At 48.0% G+C, this 1,427-nt stretch carries 1 protein-coding gene; it reads left to right on the top strand.

Going from position 1 to position 1,427, the window contains the following annotated elements:
- On the top strand, positions 1 to 1,332 hold a 1,332-nt coding region (locus MHN09_RS21285; protein ID WP_239241844.1), incomplete at its 5' end, for a Tn3 family transposase.
- Between the last annotated feature and the right edge of the window lie 95 nt (positions 1,333 to 1,427).

Consider the following 1,427-nt stretch of genomic DNA (forward strand, 5'->3'; position numbering starts at 1 on the left):
CTGGACAGACTAAAACAACCTGTTGACGCATTGTTACAGGAGAAACAACATCGACTGGAAAGCGCGCTCAAAGACGTGGCGCGCCATATTGATGAGGGAGATAATCGCAATGTAATCATGAAAAATCGCTCGGGCACCCGCTGGCACCTGCCAACAAAAGGCGCTACATCTCTGGTCAACAATCCCTTCTTTAAGCGAATGCAGCCAGTCGGTATCGCGGATGTCCTGCGGTATGTTGAGCGCGAAACCGGGTTTATGCGATGCCTGACACATGTGCTGCCAATACAAAAACAGGGAACTACTCATCAGGATGATTTACTGGCCATTCTAATTGCTAACGCCACTCACCGTGGTGTGTATGGTATGGCGCAGATCTCCGACCGCAGTTATGAACACCTGAGTACAGTACAGGCTAACTATATCCGACCTGAAACGCTGCATGATGCCAGCGACGTGATCAATAATGCGGTGGCTTCATTACCCATCTTCCGCCACTACCATATTCAGGAGGACCAGTTGCACGCCAGTGCGGATGGTCAGAAATTCGAAACGCATCTGGAAACGTTTAAAACCCGGTATTCCTCGAAGTACTTCGGTACCAATAAAGGGATCACGGCCATGACCCTGGTCGCCAATCACAGCGCGCTGAATGCACGGATAATCGGCTCCAACGAGCATGAATCACACTATATCTATGATCTGTTGCAATCCAACAGCAGCGATATCAAACCTGACGTACTCTCGACAGATACACACGGTGTCAATCACGTCAACTTCGCTTTATTGGATCTATGCGGCTACAGCTTTGCACCGCGATACGCGCAATTTAACAGCGTCATCAACGATCTGTTTGAGGTGACTGAAAATGAACAATGTAACACCATACTTGCGCTGAAGAAACCCATCAGGACGGGGGTCATCGAAACGGGATGGCAGGATATCAGGCGTATTGTCCTGTCACTTCAGACAAAACGAACAACACAGGCAATACTGGTGAGAAAACTGTCTGGTTATCCTTCAGGACACCCGATATTACAGGCGCTGACAGAGTATAATCGACTGGTTAAAGCGCAATATTTACTTGACTACATCGACGATGCCAGTTTGCGGCAGTATGTGCAACGTGCCCTGAACCGGGGAGAAGCATCCGCGATACTGAGTCATCTTCTGGGACACTTTGAAGCGACAGGTGATGAAGAAAAAGCGGCTATCACTCGTGCTGTTTCGCCCGTTGCATGGCAAAATATCAACTTAAGCGGGACGTATAACTTCACCAATACCGGAAAATTGCCTGATATTAGTGAAATTACGAAGCCAATCGTGGATGATTAAGCTTGGAAACGAAAGTAACCCACAGCTGGAGGCTATATAATACAAAGCCTGTAGCGTTCTATGTTACTTTAGAGGGGAAAATCCCTAGTACCCCA

Origin of the sequence: Alteromonas sp. MmMcT2-5, assembly GCF_022348315.1 — a bacterium.
In the GTDB taxonomy this organism is placed as follows: Bacteria; Pseudomonadota; Gammaproteobacteria; order Enterobacterales; family Alteromonadaceae; genus Alteromonas; species Alteromonas macleodii.